Source organism: Vreelandella sp. V005, assembly GCF_052645115.1.
Genome location: NZ_JBQXYA010000001.1, coordinates 353,351 through 371,893 on the forward strand (window position 1 = coordinate 353,351; position 18,543 = coordinate 371,893).

The window sequence follows — 18,543 nt, forward strand, 5'->3', positions numbered from 1 at the left end:
TTAGCATCATTGTTTATCGCATTATCATTTATAACACTGCCGTTTACTGCCTTGCCAGGCGCAGCGGCGTGGGTGGCGTTAGCCCGAGCGTGGCTCGCCAGGGGCTAATATCGAGCCCGCCGCGACGCACATAGCGTGCCAGCACGAGCAGCTGCAGGGGCTTTGCCTGTGTCATGATGTCGGTAAAGATATGCTCGACGCAGTGTTCGTGGAAATCCTGATGCTGGCGAAAGCCAATGAGGTAGCGTAGCAGCCCTTCGCGGTCGATCTTGGGGCCTTTATAGCGAATCAACACGCTCCCCCAGTCCGGCTGGCCGGTGACGGGGCAGTTGGATTTCAGCAGATGGGAATAGAGGGTCTCTTCGACGATCTCGTCCCCTACCGTAAGATGTGCGCTGCTTGGCGTATAATCGTTGATGGCAATATCTAAATCGTCCAAGCATTCACCTGGCAAATGCTGTGGTGAAAGCTCTGAGGCATCCACATCGAATAGCTCGACACTTACCTCAGCCCCCGCCGCCACGGCAAGATCATTGGCCAGCGTTTCCATCACTTCCTGACGGCTATAAAACCGGGATTGATTAAAGCTATTGAGGTAGAGCTTCCACGATTTGGACTCAATCAGGTTGGGCGAATGCGCGGGCAACCGAAAGCGCGCCACAGCAACAATCGGTTTGCCGCGGCTGTTCAGCCAGGAGACTTCAAAAGCGTGCCACTCATCTTCGCCCACAAACGGTAAAGCGCCCTCATCAATACCCAGAGGCGCCCGGTTGGCCGCCCGGGGGATGGGGTAGAGAAGCCCCGCGTCGTACTGCTCAGGGTAAGCGGAGTCACGCCCCAGGGGGGCGTGTTCTAACGTGTCTGGACGATGCGCCATTAATGATTACTCTCTCTTACAGTGCTGTATGACCACTAGCTGCGAATACCTTTACCACGCTCTAGCATGGTTAACGCCACCACAAACAGCACGATGATAAAGGCGAAAATAGCAGCCAGCGCCCAACCCACGGGGATATCCGAGACCCCCAGAAAGCCGTAGCGGAAGACGTTGACCATGTACAGAATGGGGTTGAGCATGGAAACGCCCTGCCAGAAGTCTGGCAGCATCGAGATAGAGTAAAACACCCCACCCAGGTAAGTCAGCGGCGTGAGAATAAAGGTCGGCACGATAGAAATGTCATCGAACTTGTTCGCCAGCAAGGCATTGATAAAGCCGCCAATAGAGAACAGCGCCGAGGTGAGTACAACCACTAACACGGTGAGCAGCGGATGTTCCATGGTCAAACGCGTAAAGAACAGCGACACGACGGTGACGATCAACCCAACGCCCAGCCCGCGCGCCATGCCGCCTAGGATGAAACCGGCCAAAATCACCCAGTTGGGCATGGGCGAGACCATCATCTCTTCAATCGAGCGCTGAAACTTGTTTGAGAAAAAGCTCGATGCCACGTTGGAGTAGCTGTTGGTAATCACCGACATCATGATTAGCCCAGGGACGATGAAGTCCATGTAGCTGAAGCCATCCATATCCCCAATCCGTGAGCCAATCAGGTTACCGAAAATGATGAAGTACATGGCCATGGTGATGGAAGGCGGTAGCAGGGTCTGTGGCCAAATGCGCGTGAAGCGTTTGATCTCTTTGAGCACCAGCGTCCATAGCGCGATCAATGTTTGCGTAGCGTTCATACACGCTCCTCCTTCTTCTCGACGCGCTGGTCTATCGCCCCTTGGCCGCTACCTTTCACCATCGACACAAACATCTCCTCCAGGCGATTGGCCCGGTTACGCATGGATACTACTTCGATGCCCTGCTCACTCAACGCTTTGAATACATCGTTCAAGCGCTGCCCACGATGAACCAGCAGCGAAAGCTGGGTGGACTCTATCTGGTGCAATTCAAACCCTTCGATGTTGGGCACTTCTGCGACTGGCTCAGCCAAATCGATCAGGAAAGTCTCGGTATCAAGCTCGGCCAGTAGCTCCCGCACACTGGTATTTCGCACAATGTCGCCATTGTTAATGATTGCCACGTTGCGACACAGGCTCTCGGCCTCTTCCAGGTAGTGGGTCGTCAGAATGATGGTGGTGCCTTCATCCTGGTTGATCCGCCGCATGTACTCCCACATGCTGCGCCGCAGTTCGATATCCACGCCGGCGGTTGGCTCATCGAGAATAAGTAGCTTGGGGCGATGCATTAGCGCCCGGGCAATCATCAGGCGGCGCTTCATACCACCGGAAAGCATGCGCGCACTACCGTTACGCTTTTCCCACAGGCCAAGGTCCGTCAGCAGCTGCTTGGCACGGGGCAGTGCTTCGCGGCTGGTCATACCGTAATAGCCAGCTTGGGCCAGTACGATATCGAGCACCTTTTCGAACTGGTTGAAATTAAACTCCTGAGGCACCACACCTAGCTGGTATTTGGCCTTGGCGAAGTCTTTATCAACATCGATACCAAAGATGGAAACCTGGCCCGCGGTTTTTTGCACCAGCGAACAGACCACGCCCAAGGTGGTGGATTTACCGGCGCCATTGGGACCCAGCAGCGCAAAAAAATCGCCCTGCTGGACGTCGAGATCAATACCTTTGAGCGCCTGAAAGCCGTTGCCATACACTTTGGTAAGGCCACGGATCGACAATGCCGGTTCGGCCATGAACATGTCCTGTCAGCAAAATAAGAAGAGAAGGTAAAACATTAGGGCGCAAACGACTTTTTTCAAGGCAGCAATCGGATCGAGCGCCGGACACGCAAAAAATGACGCCCAGCAAATAGCTGATGCATCAATAAAAAAAGAAAATTGAGTACAGATGCGCTTGGAGCGGGAAAGGAGATCGGCTGGGCTGGCATTCCAGCTCCCGACCCTCATCTACCGTCCTGTCACTGTTTACATGGAGCGGGAAAGGAGATTCGAACTCCCGACCCTCGCCTTGGCAAGGCGATGCTCTACCACTGAGCTATTCCCGCAACGCAAAAAAACGATGTATAACACTAGATGGCGTCCCATAGGGGGTTCGAACCCCTGTTACCGCCGTGAAAGGGCGGTGTCCTAGGCCACTAGACGAATGGGACTATATATCGAAACTGGAGCGGAAAAGGAGATTCGACCGGGCTGGCGCACCAGATCCCGACCTTCGCCTTGGCAAGGCGATGCTCTTTACCACACCATCAAAACTGGAGCGGGAAAGGAGATTCGAACTCCCGACCCTCGCCTTGGCAAGGCGATGCTCTACCACTGAGCTATTCCCGCTAATAAAGCACTTAATCAATCTACCGGAAGTGGCGTCCCATAGGGGGTTCGAACCCCTGTTACCGCCGTGAAAGGGCGGTGTCCTAGACCACTAGACGAATGGGACACTGTAATTACTTCAACTACTTGGAGCGGGAAAGGAGATTCGAACTCCCGACCCTCGCCTTGGCAAGGCGATGCTCTACCACTGAGCTATTCCCGCATTCCTATAACCTGACGACCACTTACTCTTTAAAACGCTCTCCCTTGAAGGACGTGCCTTTACAGGATTTGAGCTTTAAAAATAAGTGGCGTCCCATAGGGGGTTCGAACCCCTGTTACCGCCGTGAAAGGGCGGTGTCCTAGACCACTAGACGAATGGGACGTTGCTTGCCTCGTCGAGGTGGCGCGTATGTTACTCAGACCTTATTGAGCTGTCAAGCACTCTGCCCCTCTCACTTAACTGGCCTGCTTTCAACTACCTATTACCCAAACCAGCCCTCAACTCAGCCCTTAACCCAGTCGCCGGGGAAAAGCGCTGTTTCGCCCGCACAGAGCAAAGGTGCACGCTGGCAGTGCTCTTAGCGAAATTTAGGCGTCATTAAGGTGCAAACACTTAATCAACTTAGTGGCCTACCTTTCGGGCTCAACCTACAAAATCGTTAAAAATCTTTTATTTATAATAAAATCGATTTTTATGGCACACCCCTTGCTACCTCATTGTGTTCCTTTGCCGACCTGCTTCCCAATCAACGAGGTGTGCTATGTCCTTATCCCGTCGAAAGTTTCTCACTACGGCCGCGGTTTCCTCCACCGCGGGTTTAGTCTTAGGTGCGCCGTCTATCGCTCGCGCGCAGTCCGCTGAAAGCTTTAATTGGCGCATGACCAACGCCTACAGCCCTGGTTCGCCCTTTTACGTCGAAGGCCCGGGCAGCCCTACTGACGTGATCGCCAAGATCAATGCCATGTCCGGTGGTCGTCTGAATATTCAACACTTTTCATCCGGCGAGTTGATTCCTGCCTTTGAAGGCTTTGAAGCCGTTCAAAGCGGCACGATCCAAATGAACGCTGCCAACAGCTATTTCTGGTCCGGCACCACCTTTGCGGCCCAATACTTCACGACAGTGCCGTTTGGGATGAGCTTTATGGGTCATATGGCGTGGCTCTATCACGGCGGCGGCCTGGAGCTTTGGCACGAAGTGTATGAGCCCTATGGCATGGTGGCCTTCCCGCTGAACAATACCGGCGTGCAGATGACGGGCTGGTTCCGCGAGCCTATTGAGGATATTAGCCAGCTCAACGGCCTACGCATGCGCGTTCCCGGCTTGGCGGGACAGGTGTACTCCTCACTAGGTGTCGATGCCCGCGTCCTGCCCGGTGGCGAAATTTTCCCCGCGCTGGAACGGGGCGTGATCGATGCCGCCGAATTCGTTGGCCCCTTCCAAGACCGCCGTATGGGGCTGCACAACGCCGCCAAGTTCTACCACACCACCGGTTGGCACGAACCCTCCACCACCGGGGAACTGCTGATCTCGAAAAGCCACTGGGATAGCCTGCCGGAAGATCTACAAATGATCGTCAAAACTGCCTGCATGGCGGCCTGTTTGGAGAGTGTCACCTGGTCCGAAGCCGTTAACGGTGAAGCCATGACTGATCTGGTCGAAAACGAAGGCGTGACGGCCAGCATGCTGCCCACCCCCGTTGTCGATGCGCTGCGTGAAGCCACCCAAGACACGCTGGCAACAGAGGCCAACGCCGACCCGCTGGTACGCAAAGTCCACGATAGCTACATGGCGTTTAAAGCCAACCACGACCGCTGGGCAGGCGCCAGTGAACGTGCTTGGTTAAACGACATTATCGGAGTCTGATATGCGCACCGTGGCATTTTTTGTCCACGGCGTTGAGGCGGTGGTTCGGCTATTTGGCTGGATCGCCGCCTGGACCTGCGTGGTATTAGTCGGGCTTGTCGCTGGCGATGTGTTGATGCGCTATGCCTTCAGCGTTGGCTCGGTATGGTTGCAGGAGCTGCAGTGGCATTTGATCTCGCCGATCGCCCTATTTGGCATGTCCTATTTGCTGTTGATGGGCGAGCAGGTGCGCGTCGATGTTTTTTATGAGCGTTTCCCGGCGGGGCTGCAACGGGTGATCGAGGTGATCGGCGGAGTATTGCTACTGGTGATGGGGCTGTATATCGCTTGGCTGACACTGCCATGGATAGCGCAGTCATTCGCCCGTGGTGAGGCGTCGCCAAACCCTGGCGGCATGCCTCTTCGCTGGTTGCTTAAATCACTGATCCCGTTTGGCTTTGTCCTTCTCGCGCTGCAAGGGTTGGCCCACGCGCTTCGTCAGGTGTTTGCCCTACCCACACAAGGTGAATAACGCATGTCTCCTAATGAGTGGCTAGCGATCGGTATGATCGTGGCTTTTTTTGTGTTTCTGCTGATCGGTATTCCGGTGGGCATCAGTATTGCGGCAACGGCCTTTTTCTTTGGTTATATCGGCTTTGGCCCGATGCTGTTTAACCTGCTGCCATCGCGTATTTATGGGGTGGTGACCAACTACACCTTTATGGCCATACCACTGTTTATGTTTATGGGGGTGATGCTGGAGAAATCGAAGCTGGCCGAAGAGTTGATCGATGTGATTGGCCACCTGTTTGGCGGCTTATCGGGCGGCATGGGGGTGGCGATTATTCTCGTCGGCGTTTTATTGGGCGCCGCCACCGGCATTGTCGGCGCGACCATCGTGACGCTGGGCCTGCTCACGCTGCCGACGCTGCTTCGTCGGGGCTATCCTAAATCGCTGGCCACCGGCATGATTTGCGCCTCTGGTACCTTGGGGCAGATTATTCCGCCCAGCTTGGTACTTATTCTACTGGCAGAAATACTGGGCGAGTCCGTCGGTACGATATTTGCAGCCGCCATGGTGCCGGGTCTAACGCTCGCGGCGGTTTATATTATAGCCATTTTGATTATCGCCAAACTCTACCCTCACCTCATGCCACCCATCCCCATTGAGGAGCGTAAAGCGATGGGGCGGCGCCAATTGTTGGTGAAAGTGATCACTGTGGTGGGCCCGCCGGTAGGCTTGGTGTTTGCTGTGCTGGGTTCGATTATTGGGGGCATAGCGGCCCCTACCGAGGCCGCTGCGATGGGGGCACTGGGGGCGCTGGTGTTTGTGGCCTGCTCGGGGCGGTTAACCTTCACGCTACTCAAGGAGGTCGCCAAGGCCACGCTGGTGATTTCGGCGATGGTGTTCTTTATCTTGATCAGTGCGCAGGTATTTGGGCTGGCTTTCCGCGGCCTGGGTGGCGAGCATCTTGTCGCCCGAATGTTCGACTGGGTGCCCGGTGGCGAGCTGGGGGCACTGCTATTTATGCTATTGCTGATGTTCGTGCTGGGTTTCTTCCTCGAATGGATTGAGATCAGCTATATTGCCCTGCCGCTGTTTTTACCGTTCTTCGTTCAGATGGGCGTCGATATGGTATGGCTGGGCATTCTGGTGGGATTGGTGCTGCAAACCTCGTTTCTTACCCCGCCCTTTGGCTGGTCACTGTTTTTCCTTAAAGGCGTGGCGCCCAAAGAGGTGACTACGCTGGATATTTACAAGGGCGCCCTGCCGTTTATCGGGCTGCAGTTTTTAGCCGTTGCGCTGGTGTTTATTTTTCCCAGCATCGCCACTTGGCTGCCGAACGCCATTGGCTGGTAACCATGATCAATAACAAAGGAATTTAAGATGCTTCACACCCAACGTAGTTACGGCGGCAGCTGCGTCGCCCCGCATCACCTTGCGGCCAGCGCCGGGCGCGATGTATTGAAACAGGGCGGCAACGCGGTGGAAGCCATGGTAGCGGCCGCCGCGGCCATTGCGGTGGTTTATCCGCACATGAACGCCCTGGGCGGCGATGGTTTTTGGTTGATTCATGAACCGGGCAAAGCCCCCGTCGCCATTGACGCCTGCGGCCCGGCAGCGGGCCTCGCCAATGCGGATTTCTACGCCGGTGAGACGCAGATTCCTGAGCGCGGCCCCAAAGCCGCGCTGACCATGGCGGGCACGATTAGCGGTTGGCATGAAGCGTTGAACGTGGCGTCGAGCTGGGGAAAACAGCTGCCTTTAACCACGCTACTGGCCGACGCCATTCACCATGCGGAAACGGGTATATCGGTCGCCCAAAGCCAGGAAGCGCTCACTGCCAAGCACCTGGAACGCTTAACCCAGAGCCCTGGCTTTAGTGATGCGCTACTGCTTAACGGCCAAGTGCCCCGTGAAGGTGAGCGGCTGCGTCAGCCACGCTTAGCGGCCACCCTAAAGCGATTGGCGGAAGCCGGATTAGATGATTTCTATCGCGGCGAACTGGCCGCTAGCATGGCGAAAGACTTAGAAGCAGTGGGCAGCCCACTGCGCCTGGCTGACTTTCACGCCTACCGTGCCCAGCGCGTCACGCCGCTGGAAGTAACGCTTCAGGATGCCACACTCTATAACCTGCCTGCGCCGACCCAGGGCATGGCGTCGTTAATGATCCTAGGCATCTACGAGCGCTTAAAAGCCGCCGAGCCCAACGGTTTTGATCACCTGCACGGGCTGATTGAGGCTACCAAGCGCGCCTTTATCCTACGTGACCAAAACGTCACTGACCCGGGCCGTGTTCCCACCCCGCTGCAAGACCTGCTCAGCTCAGAAAGTATCAGTCGCGAGGCTGCTAATATCGACCCGCAACAGGCGCTCCCCTGGCCCCACGAGCCGGCCCCAGGCGATACCATCTGGATGGGCACCGTGGATAGTGAAGGGCGCGCGGTCAGCTTTATTCAAAGCATCTACTGGGAATTTGGTAGCGGTGTGGTACTGCCGGAAAGCGGCGTGCTGTGGCAGAACCGCGGCATCAGCTTCTCGCTCAACCCCGACGACCTACGAGGCTTAGCCCCTGGCCGCAAACCTTTCCATACGCTCAACCCGGCGCTGGCTCAGTTTAACGATGGCCGTACCATGGTTTACGGCACCATGGGCGGTGAAGGCCAGCCGCAAACCCAGGCAGCGGTATTTTCCCGCTATGCGCTGCACGGCATGCCGCTTCAGCAGGCGATCACCGCGCCCCGCTGGCTGCTCGGGCGCACCTGGGGGGAAACCAGCACCAACCTGAAGCTCGAAGCGCGTTTTGACAACGCCTTGGTGACGGCCCTAGCCACCGCCGGTCACGATGTGGAAGTCTTACCAGAGGCGTTTAGCGACACCATGGGCCATGCGGGCGGCATCGTGCGTCATCCAGACGGATTGATCGAGAGCGCCCACGATCCGCGCAGTAACGGTGGCGCAGCGAGCGTCTAGGTAAACACGCGGGGATTCGTACTGGCTGAACTTGAGCAGGCGACTCGCTGTCACTCATGAGAGTGTTAAGCTAGCCTGCTTAATAAGCCTCTGAAGAGTGGCCAACCAGCGGGAAGGAGAACCCCATGGCGAAAATAGAGAAATCCCCCGACGCATGGCAACAGCAGCTAACGCCCGAGCAGTATCGCGTGGCGCGTGAGAAAGGCACTGAGCGCCCTTTCACCGGGGATTATCAAGTGAAAGACACCCAGGGCATTTACCACTGCGTCTGTTGCCATGCACCGCTGTTTGAGAATGAGCACAAGTTTGACGCTGGCTGCGGCTGGCCAAGCTTTGACCGTCCTTTAGGCAGCCGCTGCGTTGAAGAGCATACGGATACCACTCACGGCATGCAGCGCACCGAAGTGGTCTGCTCCCACTGCGATGCGCATCTGGGTCACGTCTTCCCCGATGGGCCACCGGAAACCACGGGGTTGCGCTACTGCATCAATTCGGTGTCGTTGGAATTTCATCCTGACGAGTAGTTATCGATAAATCCTTCGTAAGGAAACCAGTAAGGCGGGTGCTACAATGGCAGCCCGCTTTTTTTGTGCCTCTAATTTTTTTGTACTTTCAGGAGAGACTCATGCTCGGCTGGTTCCCCGGACATATGAACAAGGCCCGCCGCCAGATCAAGGAGGTGCTGCCGGAGATCGACGTGGTGATCGAAGTACTCGATGCCCGCCTGCCCTACTCCAGCGCCAATCCGATGCTGGCCGAGCTAACACGCCATAAGCCGGTGCTAAAAATTCTCTCCCGCGCGGATCTCGCCGACCCTGAAAGGACAGCCGAATGGGTGGCCTTTTTCGATGCTCAAGAGAATATGCGTGCCTTGGCCGTTACCACGACCAATACCCGTGAGCTGAAGAAAATCCCCAAGCTATGCCATGAGCTGGCCGGTGCCGTGCGTGCCGACCGCGATGTCCGGGTGATGGTGATGGGTATTCCCAATGTGGGTAAATCCACGCTGATTAACGGACTCGCCGGGCGCAAAATCGCCAAAACCGGCAACGAGCCGGCGGTCACCAAACGCCAGCAAAAGGTGCGTATTGATGGGCGCGTCGCACTCACCGACACCCCAGGCGTGCTATGGCCCAAGATTGAAGACCAGGCCAGCGCTTATCGTCTCGCTGCCACCGGCGCCATTCGCGATACCGCTATCGAATACACCGATGTGGCGATCGTTACCAGTGCGGAACTGGCCAAGCGCTACCCGGACGCACTCACAGCGCGCTACAAGCTCAAAGCGCTGCCGCCCTATACCGCGCCAGATATTCCCCATGATATTGAAGCGGATGGGCCGAAAAAGCCCGATTTCCTTGCGATTGCGGGTTTTGACGGCAATGCGATCCTGACAGATATTGCGGCGCGCCGGGGTGGTTTACGCCCCGGCGGCGCGGTAGATCTGCACCGGGGCGCCGAAGTACTGCTGCACGAGCTGCGCGATGGCAAGCTGGGCAGGCTCACCCTTGAAACGCCTGAAGATATTCCGCCTCCCCCAGTGCAAAACGACGAAGACAATCAAGGGCTTTCCGACGCATAATGAGCCAAGCACTGCTAAGCCACCCGTTGACTTAGTAAACACCTCACTACGTTGGATACTTTGGGCTTCTCGCTACTTTTGGACAAACACCTCATGGATACCCCGCAGTCGCACGAATCACAGCCGCTAAAGAAATCTCACAAGCTGCACAATGTCTGCTACGACATTCGCGGCCCGGTACTCGACCACGCCAAGCGCTTGGAAGAGGAAGGCCAGCGGATTCTCAAGCTCAACATTGGCAACCCTGCGCCGTTTGGTTTTGAGGCGCCGGAAGAGATTCTTCAGGATGTGATGCGTAACCTGCCCACGGCCCAGGGCTACTGCGACTCCAAAGGCCTCTACTCTGCGCGTAAAGCGATTATGCAGGAGTGCCAGCGCAAGCAGATTCCCGGCGTGGGTATTGAGGACATTTTCATCGGCAACGGCGTTTCGGAGCTGATCGTGATGGCCATGCAGGCGCTGCTCAATGACGGCGACGAAGTGCTAATTCCCGCACCGGACTACCCGCTATGGACCGCCGCCGCTCACCTTTCCGGTGGCCACGCGGTGCACTACCTATGCGACGAACAGGCCGACTGGACGCCCGACATGGCGGATATTCGTGCCAAAATCACCAGCCATACCCGCGCTATTGTGCTGATCAACCCCAACAACCCGACCGGTGCGGTCTATCCACCTGCCGTGGTGAAAGAGGTGCTTGAGATCGCCAAGCAGCACAATCTGGTGGTGTTCTCCGATGAGATCTACGACAAGATTCTGTACGACGGGGTCGAGCATACGGCCACCGGCGCGCTGGCAGACGATGACCAATTGGTCATTACCATGAACGGGCTTTCCAAAAGCTATCGTTGTGCGGGCTTCCGCTCGGGCTGGATGATCATTTCGGGCACCCTGGCCAAGCTAAATGCCCAAGACTATATCCAGGGTTTGAACATGCTGGCCTCTATGCGGCTATGCGCCAACGTGCCTGCCCAGCACGCGATTCAAACCGCCTTGGGCGGTTATCAGTCGATCAATGATTTAATCCTGCCCGGCGGGCGGCTGCTGGCCCAGCGCGATATCACCATTGAGAAGCTCAACGCGATTCCTGGCGTCTCTTGTGTGAAGCCGAAAGGTGCGCTCTACGCGTTTCCGCGCCTGGACCCAAAGGTATTCAAGATCAAAGACGATCAGCAGATGGTGCTCGACCTACTGCTGCAGGAAAAAATCTTGCTGGTGCAAGGCACGGCGTTTAACTGGCCAGAACCGGACCATGTTCGCATCGTCACACTGCCGTGGGCCGATCAGCTCGGTGATGCGCTGGATCGCTTTGCCAACTTCTTGTCGCGCTATCGCCAGTGAGCCAAGGCCGATAAAAAAAGACGTCGATTAAAACAACTATTTGACGCAGCGATGACTTGAAACTGCCATGAACAGGGCGTATTTAAACGTCATTCTGTGGCCCACTTCACTGGCTGTGTGTGAACCGGTTTCTAAACGTTGAGGGAGAACCTGCACCATGATGCGAATTGTGCTGTTTTTAGCGACCAATATAGCGGTCTTGTTGGTGGCCAGTATCACCCTGCGCCTGCTCGGTGTAGAGGGCTACCTGCGCGGCCAGGGGATTAACTTCACCAGCCTGCTGATTTTCTGCTTTGTGTTCGGCATGGCGGGCTCGATTGTCTCGCTGTTTATTTCCAAATGGATGGCCAAGCGCAGCACCGGTACGGTGATCATCGAAACGCCTTCCAACGCCACCGAGCAGTGGTTGCTGGACACCGTGGCTGAGCTTTCACGTGACGCCGGTATCAAGACGCCGGAGGTGGGCATTTTCCCCGCCCAGCAGTCCAACGCCTTTGCGACCGGCTGGAACAAAAACGATGCGCTGGTGGCTGTTTCGGCCGGCCTGATGAACCGTATGCGTCCTGAAGAGGTGCGGGCGGTACTGGCCCACGAAATTGGCCACGTCGCCAACGGCGACATGGTCACCCTGGCGCTGATTCAAGGCGTGGTGAATACCTTCGTGATGTTCTTCGCCCGGGTAGTGGCGCATTTGGTCGATAACTTCCTGCGCAGCCGTAGCGATGGCGAAGGCGGGCTCGGCTTTATGGGTTACTTTGCGGTGGTCATGGTCGCGGAGATTGTCTTCGGTATTCTGGCTTCGGCTATCGTGGCTTGGTTCTCACGCTATCGCGAATACCGCGCCGACGAAGCGGGCGCGCGCCTGGCGGGCACCAATGCCATGGTCAGCGCGCTGGCACGCTTGAAAACCGAAACGGAAATGCCTGATCAAATGCCGGACACGCTGCGCGCCATGGCCATCACCAAAGGCCAAACGCGCTCGCTGGTGGAAAAGCTGTTTGCCAGCCACCCGCCGCTGGATGAGCGCATTCGTGCGCTGAAAGAAGCCGCTTATCGTCAGTAATTGATTCAGTCGCTCTACACGTTTAAGGCCCGCAGATGCGGGCCTTGCTGTTTTTCGCCCTCAATTTTCACTAATTGTTTTTCACAGTCTAGCTAACGTTACTACAAACCCTGCACCACGCAGTATGCTCTCTAGCGCTACCGCTTCCCCTGACAGCTGTACGTTGAGCGTGGCGAATTCGCGCCGTAGCGGGTAGTTCGCGCGGCAATCATCAAAGCCTTTGTGCATGCCGTGATGGAGCGTTTGACGCTGGAGAGCATCGTGGTCTCGGCGTACGTCGTACACGGCGCGTATACACAGCCGCAAGGCATCTTCGGGCGGTAGTGCGTGCTGCAAATGTAGCGATGCCAGCGCGGGTGGCGGGCAAATAGCGGCGAAGGTAAGCTCACTGGGTGGGCCGCAGTGGCGCGCTAACGCCTGCTGAATCATCCAGGTGCCGCGCAGCTTGCCGTCCAGACTGTGCCCCGCAATATGCGGTGTTGCCAGGGAGACAAGGTCGCGTAAACCGGCGTCGATGGTCGGCTCCGCCTCCCACACATCCAACACCGCCGTTATGTCTCCTTTACCCGACAATCGGCTGCGCAGCGCCAAGCCATCCACGCAGTCGCCCCGCCCAGCATTGAGCAACACACTACCCGGCGCCAGATCGTCGATGCGCTGGGCGTTGAGTAGTTGATACGTCGCGTGAGAACCCTCACGGGTAAGCGGTGTATGCAGGCAGAGCACATCACAGCGCTCGATCAGGGCATCTAAAGGGTGAAAGCCTGCCTGGCCCTCCTCGTCTGACCTGGGCGGGTCACAGGCCAGCGTTGCCACGCCCATGGCAGCTAGCCTCGCCTGTAGCCGGCCACCAACATTGCCCACCCCGACAATCCCCACGGTCCGCTCGCGAAGTAACCAGCCATCGCGCTCCGCCAGGGTTAGCAGGCTGCTCAGCACATAATCCACCACCGCTTCAGCGTTGCAGCCTGGCGCGCTGGCGAAGGCGATATCGCGCTGCGCCAGTGCCGCCTGATCGATATGATCGGTGCCGATGGTACAGGTGCCGATAAAGCGAACGGGGCTATCACCGAGCAGTTGATCGTTGACCTGGGTAATGGAGCGCACGATGAGCACATCGGCGTCCTGAAGGTGGGCGGCGTTTATCTCCCGCCCTGGCACGCGGGTGAGCGTGCCGAAATGGCCGAAGCAGTGCTGGGCAGCGGGAATATTGGCGTCGATGACAAGTTTCATAGGCGTTGGGGTATCCGGGCTTTACAATACGCCCGCGACGGCTTGATGGGCAGGCGTGTTTAAAGGCTATCTCTAAAGACTAAGTAAGGAGAGTGTTGTGATCGTACGCTGGGAAACCAACCATGACTATGTGTTGGTGCATATTCACCAGGATATGTTTGGTGACTGGATTTTCAGCCGCGCCTGGGGGCAAATCGGCACTCAGTTTGGCGGCCTGAAACATCAACTGGCCGATACGCTGGAGCAGGCCCAGATGTGGCTTGAGGACGAAACCACCATCCAGTCCTCGCGGGGTTTTCGCAAGGTGCTGGACGTGGCCGATCATACGCCGGAGGGCCAGGAAGCCATGCGCCAACTATCGCTACTGGATGCACTCTAGAGTCGCGCAGGGTTAGCCCAGAAAGCGCCGCCCGTCACGCTCATGCGCCCCCTTGGGGGCGGAGGTATCGGGGGGTGTGATAAACGCTGCCAGGGCCGCTTCATCCAGCCAGCCGCGTTCGCGCATCCAGGCGCTTAAGCGCTCAAGCTCGAAGCCACGATCCAACTCGCTGCCATCGCTATCCACCAGCACCGGTATCCGCACGCCGTAGCGCTCCACCAGCGTATCATCCTCGCTAATCTCAATGTGGTGCAACCACACCTTTTGGTTGGCGAGCGCTGTCACTAGTGCCTCTAATTGGCTGCACAGGTGGCAGCCCATGGTTGTGTATAGCGATAGCTGAATCATGCGAATGCTCTTTTCATACGATGGCTTCTTATGACGCTTTATGACGAAGTAAAAACACGTGGTGCAAGTTCGTACGCCGCTGGAAGTCGGGGTCGAAGCTGCGTCCGGTAATATCTTCAACCGCAAAATGCTCGCTAAGCGCTTCATCGAGTTTAAAACGCCGCTGGTTATTCGAAAACACTAACGTGCCACCAGGCGCCAAACGCGCCATGGCCAGTTCCACCAGCCGCGGATGGTCACGCTGCACGTCGAGGGTATCGCGCATTTTCTTGGAGTTGGAAAATGTCGGCGGGTCCATAAAGATCAGGTCGAACTCGGCGTTGGCCGTTTCCAGCCAGCGGAAGCAGTCGTCGCGCACCACGCGATGAAGGCGCGTATCGAGTTTATTCAGTGCAAAGTTGTCCTTGGCCCACTCCAGGTAGGTGTTAGACATATCCACACTCACGCTATCGCTGGCGCCGCCCAGTGCCGCTTGCACGGTTGCCGTGGCGGTGTAGCAGAACAGGTTCAAAAAGCGCTTACCAGCGGCCATTTCACCCAGCATCCGCCGTACCGGGCGGTGATCCAAAAACAGACCGGTATCGAGATAGTCGCGTAGATTGACCCACAGACGTGCACTGCCTTCCTGCACCTCAAAACGCTCACCACTGGCGGCGCGTTTCTGGTACTGGGCACTGCCAGCTTGCCGCTCGCGGCGCTTGATATAGATCTTGCTAGCGTCAACACCGAGTGCTTCGGGCATGACTTCCAGCGCGTCGTATAAGCGCTTTTGCGCTTGAGCAGGGTTGATCGAGCTGGGCGCCGCGTACTCTTGAACGTGCACGCGATCACCGTAACGGTCCACCGCCAAAGCGTACTCGGGCATATCGGCATCATAAACGCGATAGCTGGTTTCACCGCTCTGCTTCAGCCATTTCTTCAAGCGCTTCTGATTTTTAATCAGTCGATTGGCAAACATCTGCGCATTGTCTTGGTTTTTGTGAACAGCTTGCTCTTCGCTGGCCTTTTCACCAGGTGTCGCCACTGCACTGCTCTCGCTATAAACAGGCTTCGTATCGCTCGCGACAGGCTGATGCTCGGCGCCCTCCACATCCATGAGTAGCAGCTTGGCATCTAGCGCACCGTTTTTAAGCGCGTACTGCTTGTGGGCTCGCATTCCCAGCCGGTGGCCGAGATCCGGATTGCCGGTAAACACTGCCAGGGTCCAGCCAGGAAACAGCATTTTGGCTTTTTCACCCAGTTGGGCATACAAACGCACCAGCTCGGGCAATTCACCCAAGCGCTCACCATAGGGGGGATTAGTGATCAGCAGGCCGCGTTCAGCCGTGAGGGCGTCCGGCCGAGTGAGCTGCCCCAGGCTTTGGCCGTGCAGGCTAATCAAGGCAGGGATGCCCGCGCGCATGGCATTGGATTTCGCTGCGGTTAGGGCCGCTGGGCTTTGATCGAAACCTAGCAATTGGGCCTTGCAGCGTTTGCGCCCGATTGAGGCGCGCGCCTCGGCTTCGCGCTTCTGTTCCTGCCAAACGAGATCATCGTGGCCCGCCCAGCCGTGAAAGCCGAACCGTTCACGGTTCAAGTTAGGCGCTTGGTCAGCGGCCATCATCGCGGCTTCGATCAGTAGAGTGCCTGCACCACAAAGCGGATCAATCAACGGCTCCCCCGCTTTAAGGCGCTCGGGCCAGCCTGCACGCACCAGCAGCGCGGCGGCCAAATTTTCTTTTAGCGGCGCGTGGCCAACATCACGCCGATAGCCACGGCGGTGCAGGCTTTCGCCGGAAAGATCCAGCCCAATCGTCAAGTTCATCCGGTGCAGGTGAGCGTAGACGCGTAGATGCGGCGTCTTCGTATCCACATTGGGGCGCTCCTGTCCGGCCAGTTGTAGCGCATCGACAATGCCGTCTTTAACAGTTTGCGCACCAAAACGGGTGTGGCGAATGTGTTCGCTGCGACCATGAAAATCGACCGCTAGCGTTTTGCCCGGCGCTAAGTGCTGGGTCCAGGCAATCCGAGCCACGACATCGCGTACCTGCTCAGCGGTATCGATCATCGATTCGCGCACTAAGGTCAAAATGACCCGGTTGGCTAACCGGGACCACAGGCAGACACGATAGGCAATGGCTTGGCTTGCAGTGAAATAGACGCCCGCCACGGTGGTTTTACCCGGCGTGGCGCCCAGCGCTATCAGTTCATCGTGCAGCAGGCCTTCAATGCCTTTGGGGCAGGTGGCGAGCAAATTCAGAGGGACGTTTTGGTTCGACTCGGTCATGGTAATAGCGGCGCTGAAAGGCGCGACATTCCTGTATATAACAAATGAATTTACGTTTTATGACAATTTGGTAGTCGACAGATGACCCCATCATGGTCTAACAATAAGAGAGTAGCTACTGAAAAACGCATGCGTTGCTTGTCAGGGTCAGTCTAAGACTTGGCCTATGGCTTGTAAGTGTTCTTTGCTAGAGATGGCCGCTCGGCTCGTTCAGCCCGTGAGCGCCTGACGTCTAGGTTGAAGCGGCATCTCGCTCTTGAAGCAAGCTCTCGGAATAGCGGCTGTTATTGATAAATTTTGTTAATAACATCCTATTTCTTATCAAAGGCTTTCGTGAAAAGAGGTTAGCCAATGAAACGGCAAAAACGTGATCGCTTCCAGCGGGCTTATGTCCACGGCTACAAAGCGGGTGTATCGGGTCGTTCTCGTGACGACTGCCCGAGTCAAGATATTAATTTACGCGAATACTGGATGAGCGGTTGGCGTGAAGGTCGCGGCGACCAGTGGGACGGGATGACCGGCATTTCCGGTATCCATAAAAACCCCATGGTCATGACGTAACGTCTTATACCTTCTGATGTTTACTTATACCTTCTGATGACACAATGAAGGGTAATGTTTAAACGACAGATTTTAACTGAGCCCACTTTCACAGTGGGCTTTTTAGCGCCAAGCGCCCCTGCAGCTAACGTACCGTTTTCTGCCCTTGCAATGCACGAGCGCATTCGCCGACCAACCGCGGTCCTTGATAAATCAATCCCGAATAGAGCTGCACCAAGTCCGCCCCGGCGGCGATTTTTGCCTGGGCGGCCGCCGCGCTATCGATCCCGCCGACACCAATAATGGGCAGTTGGGGAAGATGCTCACGCAATTGACGAATCACCCGGTTGGAAGCCTCGAAGACCGGCTTGCCCGAAAGCCCACCTGCCTCTTCCGCTTGCGGTTCGCCCCCCACCCCTGCGCGTGAAACGGTGGTATTGGTCGCAATCACGCCATCAAGGGTATTGCGAGCAATACTTTCCGCCATCAGCGCGACCTCTTCTTCGCTCATGTCTGGGGCAATTTTAATCAGCAACGGGACACTGCGCCCCGACTGGTGATTCAATTCACTGGCCCGCGTTCGAATCGGCCCCAACAGCGCGTCGAGTTGCTCGCCAAATTGTAGGGTGCGTAACCCAGGCGTATTCGGCGAGGAGACATTAATGGCAATGTAATCAGCGTAAGGATGCACGGCGTCCAAGCACACCAGATAATCATCCAGCGCCTGCTCTACCGGCGTCGTCAGGTTCTTACCAATATTGATGCCCACAATGCCGTCGTAGTGGCGCTGCTTGACCTGAGCAATCAGATGTTCAACGCCTTTGTTATTAAAACCAAAGCGGTTGATGATCGCCTCATGCTGCGCTAAGCGGAACAGCCTAGGCTTTGGGTTACCGGGTTGGGCTTTGGGCGTCACTGTGCCCACTTCCACAAAGCCAAACCCCAGTGCGCCCAAGGCGTCCAGATGATCGGCATTTTTGTCCAGCCCGGCCGCCAACCCCACTCGATTGGCAAATCGCAGCCCCATCAATTGAACTGGATCATCCACCCGACGGCCAAATAGCCGTGCAACGCCCCCTACCCGATGTAGTGCCTCCAACGCACCCAGCGCCATTCTGTGAGAGGTTTCTGGGTCAACGCGAAAGAACAGCGAGCGGGCGAGGTTGTACATAGCGGGTCTCTTGAAGCGGGGGCTGAAAACGGGCCCTAGTATAACGCAATAAAGCGCGCTCTGGTGGAGAACCA

Annotated in this window: 17 protein-coding genes and 6 tRNA genes; 10 read left to right on the forward strand and 13 right to left on the reverse strand. The window is 56.7% G+C overall.

Annotation, left to right across the window (positions count from 1 at the left end; all coding sequences use genetic code 11):
• Positions 1 to 43: 43 nt before the first annotated feature.
• The 9 genes from queF to ACUN8H_RS01655 all read right to left on the reverse strand — a co-directional run bounded on the left by queF (position 44) and on the right by ACUN8H_RS01655 (position 3,609).
• Positions 44 to 877, reverse strand: coding sequence for an NADPH-dependent 7-cyano-7-deazaguanine reductase QueF (gene queF, locus ACUN8H_RS01615; protein WP_445530450.1), 834 nt, complete (start codon positions 875 to 877; stop codon positions 44 to 46).
• Positions 878 to 912: 35 nt separating this feature from the next.
• The gene (locus ACUN8H_RS01620; RefSeq protein ID WP_176302717.1) at positions 913 to 1,686 is read right to left on the reverse strand and encodes an ABC transporter permease; all 774 of its coding nucleotides are present in this window, start codon (positions 1,684 to 1,686) and stop codon (positions 913 to 915) included.
• A complete protein-coding gene (locus tag ACUN8H_RS01625; RefSeq protein ID WP_445530451.1) occupies positions 1,683 to 2,651 on the reverse strand; it encodes an ABC transporter ATP-binding protein in 969 nt (322 codons plus the stop codon). The genes ACUN8H_RS01620 and ACUN8H_RS01625 overlap by 4 nt, the downstream gene beginning before the upstream one ends.
• 236 nt (positions 2,652 to 2,887) lie before the next feature.
• A tRNA-Gly gene (locus ACUN8H_RS01630) sits at positions 2,888 to 2,962 on the reverse strand.
• A gap of 29 nt (positions 2,963 to 2,991) precedes the next feature.
• Positions 2,992 to 3,067: transfer RNA gene (locus ACUN8H_RS01635), tRNA-Glu, on the reverse strand.
• Between the two features lie 103 nt (positions 3,068 to 3,170).
• Positions 3,171 to 3,245: transfer RNA gene (locus tag ACUN8H_RS01640), tRNA-Gly, on the reverse strand.
• Positions 3,246 to 3,275: 30 nt separating this feature from the next.
• A tRNA-Glu gene (locus ACUN8H_RS01645) sits at positions 3,276 to 3,351 on the reverse strand.
• 21 nt (positions 3,352 to 3,372) lie between these two features.
• Positions 3,373 to 3,447 (reverse strand) — tRNA-Gly (locus ACUN8H_RS01650).
• A gap of 86 nt (positions 3,448 to 3,533) precedes the next feature.
• Positions 3,534 to 3,609: transfer RNA gene (locus ACUN8H_RS01655), tRNA-Glu, on the reverse strand.
• A gap of 379 nt (positions 3,610 to 3,988) precedes the next feature.
• Between ACUN8H_RS01655 and ACUN8H_RS01660 the strand changes: the two genes are divergently transcribed.
• The 8 genes from ACUN8H_RS01660 (at position 3,989) to htpX (ending at position 12,532) form a co-directional block, all read left to right on the forward strand.
• Complete coding sequence (locus ACUN8H_RS01660) at positions 3,989 to 5,092, forward strand: TRAP transporter substrate-binding protein (protein ID WP_445530452.1); 1,104 nt, start codon at positions 3,989 to 3,991, stop codon at positions 5,090 to 5,092.
• 1 nt (position 5,093) lies between these two features.
• The gene (locus tag ACUN8H_RS01665; RefSeq protein WP_445530453.1) at positions 5,094 to 5,603 is read left to right on the forward strand and encodes a TRAP transporter small permease subunit; all 510 of its coding nucleotides are present in this window, start codon (positions 5,094 to 5,096) and stop codon (positions 5,601 to 5,603) included.
• A gap of 3 nt (positions 5,604 to 5,606) precedes the next feature.
• On the forward strand, positions 5,607 to 6,932 hold the full coding sequence (locus ACUN8H_RS01670; protein WP_445530454.1) for a TRAP transporter large permease: 1,326 nt from the start codon (positions 5,607 to 5,609) through the stop codon (positions 6,930 to 6,932).
• Positions 6,933 to 6,959: 27 nt separating this feature from the next.
• Positions 6,960 to 8,546, forward strand: coding sequence for a gamma-glutamyltransferase family protein (locus ACUN8H_RS01675; protein WP_445530455.1), 1,587 nt, complete (start codon positions 6,960 to 6,962; stop codon positions 8,544 to 8,546).
• 125 nt (positions 8,547 to 8,671) lie between these two features.
• Positions 8,672 to 9,070, forward strand: coding sequence for a peptide-methionine (R)-S-oxide reductase MsrB (msrB, locus tag ACUN8H_RS01680; RefSeq protein WP_445530456.1), 399 nt, complete (start codon positions 8,672 to 8,674; stop codon positions 9,068 to 9,070).
• Between the two features lie 101 nt (positions 9,071 to 9,171).
• Entirely contained in the window at positions 9,172 to 10,128 is a 957-nt protein-coding gene (gene ylqF, locus ACUN8H_RS01685) for a ribosome biogenesis GTPase YlqF (protein ID WP_445530457.1), read from the forward strand.
• Positions 10,129 to 10,221: 93 nt separating this feature from the next.
• Complete coding sequence (locus ACUN8H_RS01690; protein ID WP_445530458.1) at positions 10,222 to 11,469, forward strand: pyridoxal phosphate-dependent aminotransferase; 1,248 nt, start codon at positions 10,222 to 10,224, stop codon at positions 11,467 to 11,469.
• Between the two features lie 157 nt (positions 11,470 to 11,626).
• Entirely contained in the window at positions 11,627 to 12,532 is a 906-nt protein-coding gene (gene htpX / locus ACUN8H_RS01695; protein ID WP_295713869.1) for a protease HtpX, read from the forward strand.
• 81 nt (positions 12,533 to 12,613) lie between these two features.
• Here the strand turns inward: htpX and pdxB are convergent, their stop codons facing one another.
• On the reverse strand, positions 12,614 to 13,765 hold the full coding sequence (gene pdxB, locus ACUN8H_RS01700; RefSeq protein WP_445530459.1) for a 4-phosphoerythronate dehydrogenase PdxB: 1,152 nt from the start codon (positions 13,763 to 13,765) through the stop codon (positions 12,614 to 12,616).
• 97 nt (positions 13,766 to 13,862) lie between these two features.
• Here pdxB and ACUN8H_RS01705 point away from each other — a divergent pair, with 97 nt between their 5' ends.
• Positions 13,863 to 14,144: a WGR domain-containing protein gene (locus tag ACUN8H_RS01705; RefSeq protein WP_176302711.1), complete on the forward strand. Its 282-nt coding sequence runs from the start codon at positions 13,863 to 13,865 to the stop codon at positions 14,142 to 14,144.
• 12 nt (positions 14,145 to 14,156) lie between these two features.
• Here ACUN8H_RS01705 and ACUN8H_RS01710 read toward each other — a convergent pair whose 3' ends face one another.
• Together ACUN8H_RS01710 and rlmKL are read right to left on the reverse strand one after the other, a co-directional pair.
• Complete coding sequence (locus tag ACUN8H_RS01710; protein ID WP_445530460.1) at positions 14,157 to 14,492, reverse strand: glutaredoxin family protein; 336 nt, start codon at positions 14,490 to 14,492, stop codon at positions 14,157 to 14,159.
• A gap of 28 nt (positions 14,493 to 14,520) precedes the next feature.
• Complete coding sequence (gene rlmKL, locus ACUN8H_RS01715; protein WP_445530461.1) at positions 14,521 to 16,758, reverse strand: bifunctional 23S rRNA (guanine(2069)-N(7))-methyltransferase RlmK/23S rRNA (guanine(2445)-N(2))-methyltransferase RlmL; 2,238 nt, start codon at positions 16,756 to 16,758, stop codon at positions 14,521 to 14,523.
• Between the two features lie 351 nt (positions 16,759 to 17,109).
• Here rlmKL and rmf point away from each other — a divergent pair, with 351 nt between their 5' ends.
• Positions 17,110 to 17,319, forward strand: a complete 210-nt coding sequence (gene rmf / locus ACUN8H_RS01720; protein WP_035577708.1) for a ribosome modulation factor — start codon at positions 17,110 to 17,112, stop codon at positions 17,317 to 17,319.
• 124 nt (positions 17,320 to 17,443) lie between these two features.
• Here rmf and ACUN8H_RS01725 read toward each other — a convergent pair whose 3' ends face one another.
• The gene (locus ACUN8H_RS01725; RefSeq protein WP_445530462.1) at positions 17,444 to 18,469 is read right to left on the reverse strand and encodes a quinone-dependent dihydroorotate dehydrogenase; all 1,026 of its coding nucleotides are present in this window, start codon (positions 18,467 to 18,469) and stop codon (positions 17,444 to 17,446) included.
• Positions 18,470 to 18,543 lie beyond the last annotated feature (74 nt).